Consider the following 4,886-nt stretch of genomic DNA (forward strand, 5'->3'; position numbering starts at 1 on the left):
CGTCGTGTTTTTTTAATGTGATCAAAATCACCATTTTTTATGATTAGGACAGCTATTTTTATTATGTAAATAAACCCATAAATCCATGAGCCACTATCAAGTATTGATTATTGGTGGAGGTACAGGCGGAATTACTGTAGCTGCACAACTTAAAAGAAAAAACAAATCTTTGTCCATCGGATTGGTTGAACCTTCCGACACCCATTATTATCAGCCTGCATGGACTTTGGTCGGTGCCGGAACCTTTGATTTTGAAAAAACCAAAAGGAAAGAGGTAGATTATATCCCTAAAGGAGTAGCCTGGATCAAGGATTATGCTACCGGCTTTGAACCAGAAAAAAATACAGTATTTACCAAGTCTTCAGGAAATATAACATATGATTACCTGGTGGTATCACCCGGCTTAGTAATGGATTACAGTTTACTTCCTGGTTTGGAAGAAGCCATGAAAACTGATGCTGTGGGCAGTGTTTACACTGACCCCAAAAAGTTTTGGAGCATGCTTAATAATTTCAAGGGGGGAAATGCGGTTTTTACCCAGGCCAACACACCCATTAAATGCGGTGGGGCACCTCAAAAAATCATGTACCTTTCCGAACATTTCTTAAGAAAAAAAGGCATCCGAAATAACACTAATGTAATATTTGCCACACCAGGCACTGTTATTTTTGGGGTTAAAGAAATTGCCAAGACCCTGAATAAAATCATCATTGACCGCGACATTATATTCAAAACTTATTACGCGCCGATCAAGATTGATGCGGAAAATAAAGAAATCACTTTCCGGTTTATGAACAGTCATTTGCAAAACTGTGCCATGGTGGTTGATAATAAAATCGGAGAAGACATAGTGGGTGAATCCGATATCAAAATGAAGTATGACATGTTACACCTTGCCCCTCCACAAAGAGCTCCTGATTTTATTAGGGATTCTCCTCTTGCCTTACAAGATGACCCAAATAAAGGTTGGGTGAGTGTAGATATCAACACACTCCAACATACCAAATACCCCAATGTATTTGGCTTGGGAGATGTAGTGGCCTTACCTACTGCCAAAACAGGAGCAGCCATTAGAAAACAAGCCCCTGTGGTGGTGGGAAATATCCTCCATTTGATGAAGGAAAACACCTTGGATAAGCCTGTTTATGAAGGCTATTCCTCTTGTCCATTGGTGACAGGTTATGGTAAAATGGTATTGGCGGAATTCAAGTATAACAATGTCAGAGACAGTGACCCATTGATTTCCAAATTTGTAGATACTACAAAAGAACAGTTTTCTATGTGGCTCCTTAAAAAGTATGGACTTCCCTTTATGTATTGGAATCTGATGTTGAGAGGAAAAGCTTAAAATCAAAAATACAAACATCGCAACCAGCACTATTACAATCCATCCTATGTCCTTTGGTCATGGGATGTTTTTTTATCCACTCCAACCGTATAAAAGCTCAAGGGGATTTCCATATTTTTGCTTATTTGCAATTGTTTAATCTATGTTTCCATGAGAGCATTTCTCTTCATTTCCATCTTTCTATTACAGCAACAAGCATTTTCACAAAAGCTGAGCATTTTGGATATGGAAACCAATGCCCCTTTGGAATTTGTAACCGTATACGATAAGCTATCCGGCCAAGTAGAGGTTTCTGATGCTGATGGCCAGGTCAATCTGACTGCCTTTGGAGATTTTGAGGCTTTGGAATTCAGGCTTTATGGGTACAAAACACTTGTTAAAAGTAAAACAGCTATAGCATCAGAAAACTATATCATCCGCCTATCCCCGAGCTTAATTTTCCTCCAACAAACGGTAGTCTCCGCTACGCGTTGGAGCCAGGACAGAAAAGAAGTACCTTCCAAAATCACAACCATCTCGAAAGAAGACCGGGAATTACTCAATCCACAAACAGCGGCAGACTTGTTGGGAATATCAGGAGATGTCTTTATCCAAAAAAGCCAACAAGGCGGTGGGAGCCCAATGATCAGGGGCTTTTCCACCAATAGACTGCTTTATACGGTAGATGGAGTCCGGATGAATACTGCCATTTTCCGAAGCGGAAACCTTCATAATGTCATCTCATTAGATCCATTTGCCACGGAAAGTACTGAGGTCTTTTTTGGACCTGGATCGATTATTTATGGTTCTGATGCCATTGGTGCGGTTATGAGTTTCCAGACCTTACAGGCAGAATTGGTAGAACCAGGGCAACAAAAAATACGGGGAAGTCTTACACTTAGGGGAAATACAGCAAATGATGAGCTAACAGGACATATCCATCTCAAATATGGTGGAAAGAAATGGGCCGGCGTGAGTAGCTTTTCCAGCTATGACTTCAGTGACCTGAGAATGGGAAGCAGAGGGCCTGAGGAATTTTTAAGACCATCTTTTGTAGTCAGAAATGAAGGAGTGGATGAACTGCGACCCAATCCGAATCCCCGTACCCAAGTTCCCACGGGATACCAGCAAAACAACTTAATGCAAAAGTTACGGTATTCCCCCAATGAAAATTGGGATATTCAATATGCCTTTCACTACTCAGAGACCTCTGATTTCCCACGATTTGACCGCTTGATCAGGTTTCGCCCAAATGGTCTGCCCAGATCTGCAGAATGGCTTTATGGGCCGCAAATCTGGATGATGAACCACCTGAAGATCAACCATCAGGGCAATTCCCGATTGTATGATCAGATGACGTTGAGCTTGGCGCAACAGCGGTTTGAAGAAAGTCGAATAGATAGGAATTTTAATGATGTATTAAGAAGGACACGGGAAGAAAAAGTAGATGCGTTTTCCCTCAACCTTGACTTTCTAAAAGAGTGGAAGGAAAGAGATGCCAAGCTATTTTATGGGGCTGAGGCAGTTGTCAATGATGTTAATTCTACCGGGTTTGATCAAAATATTTTGGATGGCAGTATCAACAGGGCTGCGTCTCGTTACCCCAATGCCACCTGGAGTTCTCAAGCACTTTACGCTACCTATCAACAGCGCCTATCTGCGAAATCCCTGTTACAAAGTGGCATCAGGTACAGTCGCTTTACGCTGGATGCAGACTTTCGGCAAAACCTGGAATTCTATCCCCTTCCTTTCGAAGAAAGCAAAAACAGAGAAGGTGCTTTCAATGCCAGTTTGGGCTGGGTTTTTACTCCTACTGACAGCTGGATCGTGCATGCCAATGCTTCGACAGGGTTTAGGGCCCCTAATGTGGACGATATTGGAAAAGTATTTGATTCGGAACCGGGGGCAGTAATGGTACCCAATCCCGACTTGAATGCAGAATACGCCTATAACCTGGAACTAAATGCCGGGAAAATCATTTCCGAGTCTGTCATGATCGATGTCACTACTTACTATACCAGGCTCAATAATGCCTTGGTAAGAAGGGAAGCTACTTTAAATGGACAGGACAGTATTTTCTATGATGGAGAACTCAGTAGGGTACTCTCTTTGCAGAATGCTGCTTTCGTAGAAATTTTGGGGATTCAGGCTGCACTGGAAATAAAATTCAACAGACATTGGAGTTTCTCTTCCAAAATAAATATGCAAAAAGGAACAGAAGAGACAGATGATGGGCAGCAGAGCCCTTCCCGGCATGCTCCTCCAACATTTGGAGTGAGCAGGCTGGAATACAAAAATAGAAGTTTAAGGATACAATTATTCAGCGAATATGCCGGAAGTTTCAGCTTTGACCAACTGCCTTTAGAAGAACGAGGAAAGCCTGAATTGTATGCCATAGATGAAAACGGCAACCCGTTCAGTCCTTCTTGGGCTACCATTAACCTAAAAGCCAATTACCGGGTCAATAAATCTATCAGCATCTCATCTGGCTTTGAAAATATTACCGATGTAAGATTCCGAACTTACAGTTCAGGTGTTGCCGCTCCGGGAAGGAACTTCATTATAGCATTGACAGCTAATTTATAAATTAGCGTTTGATCAAAACATCTGCAGAAGGAGCCCTTCTATTGGCGCGGGGTTTATCATGGATGAAGGTGTAGAAAAACAATCGTCCAGACATCCCATCTTCCGCATAAAACATTTTACTCATGCCATCGTGGACCTCATACAGTGTTTCCAAATCTTGTCTGCCCAGCCAGTCTTGGTCCAAACTTCTGAAAACTGTATTCAATGGAACATAAGACATGTCATCTTTTTGAATCATCACAGGTGATTGAAAGCTGCCATTCTGCACTTTAGCTTTGCCAAAGTAGCATGTGCTTTTGCCATCCCTTATGATACTAATTACCACATCATGTTCTCCATTAGGTACGGCACTTGCACCTCGTTCATTAAAAACATTATAGTAGCCCATATAACAACCCTCAACATCTTGGGCCTGAACTTTGCTGACACTTATTATAAGTGATAGCAGAAAAAGTGCACTCATTAATTTTCCTTTCATAAAATTTTAGATTTTTGCTTAAACACAGGGAATTTAAAGAAAATAAAAATTAAAATCAGTAAAAATAAGTCGGAAATTTCAAACCTGTCCAAACATCTCGCGAGCTATTTCATTTTGTACCAAAATATTGTTTCCACCACTATGAAAAAAGAGTATATCAGGCAATCTATAACCTTTTTTGTGATGCTAATCACTGAATATCAAATATATTCTCCCTTTCTTATTAGGGATTTTGGGATTTGATTTTAATGCTTCTACAAAGGGGCAAAAAAATAAATTATAAAATTTAAACCTTAGACAGGATAAAAAAATATGATCATACACAAAAGACTTTTGTTCCTACTTACGTTTCTACTGAGTTTTCAACTTCAAGCCCAAGTGGTTTCCAATGAAAATCACAAAATAATTTTCCAATTGACCTCCGGAGACAGTATCACCCACATGAAATTTTTGAGACAGTTACAAAACATTTTAGAAGCTGCCCCAAATGCACAA

Annotated in this window: 3 protein-coding genes and 1 pseudogene; 3 read left to right on the forward strand and 1 reads right to left on the reverse strand. The window is 40.6% G+C overall.

Going from position 1 to position 4,886, the window contains the following annotated elements:
* Positions 1-85 precede the first annotated feature (85 nt).
* Both B879_RS20185 and B879_RS20190 read left to right on the forward strand, forming a co-directional pair.
* Entirely contained in the window at positions 86-1,348 is a 1,263-nt protein-coding gene (locus tag B879_RS20185; protein WP_009187087.1) for an NAD(P)/FAD-dependent oxidoreductase, read from the forward strand.
* A gap of 150 nt (positions 1,349-1,498) precedes the next feature.
* Entirely contained in the window at positions 1,499-3,913 is a 2,415-nt protein-coding gene (locus B879_RS20190; protein WP_009187088.1) for a TonB-dependent receptor, read from the forward strand.
* Between the two features lies 1 nt (position 3,914).
* Here B879_RS20190 and B879_RS20195 read toward each other — a convergent pair whose 3' ends face one another.
* Entirely contained in the window at positions 3,915-4,391 is a 477-nt protein-coding gene (locus B879_RS20195) for a hypothetical protein (protein WP_009187089.1), read from the reverse strand.
* A gap of 312 nt (positions 4,392-4,703) precedes the next feature.
* Here B879_RS20195 and B879_RS23295 point away from each other — a divergent pair.
* A pseudogene (locus B879_RS23295) lies at positions 4,704-4,886 on the forward strand (DsrE family protein); the annotation flags it as partial.

Origin of the sequence: Cecembia lonarensis LW9 (assembly GCF_000298295.1) — a bacterium.
In the GTDB taxonomy this organism is placed as follows: Bacteria; Bacteroidota; Bacteroidia; order Cytophagales; family Cyclobacteriaceae; genus Cecembia; species Cecembia lonarensis.

Excerpts from the sequence above, each read along its gene's own strand:
- B879_RS20185 (WP_009187087.1), top strand. The coding sequence starts at position 86 with ATGAGCCACTATCAAGTATTGATTATTGGTGGAGGTACAGGCGGAATT.
- B879_RS20190 (WP_009187088.1), top strand. The coding sequence starts at position 1,499 with ATGAGAGCATTTCTCTTCATTTCCATCTTTCTATTACAGCAACAAGCA.
- B879_RS20195 (WP_009187089.1), bottom strand. The coding sequence starts at position 4,391 with ATGAAAGGAAAATTAATGAGTGCACTTTTTCTGCTATCACTTATAATA.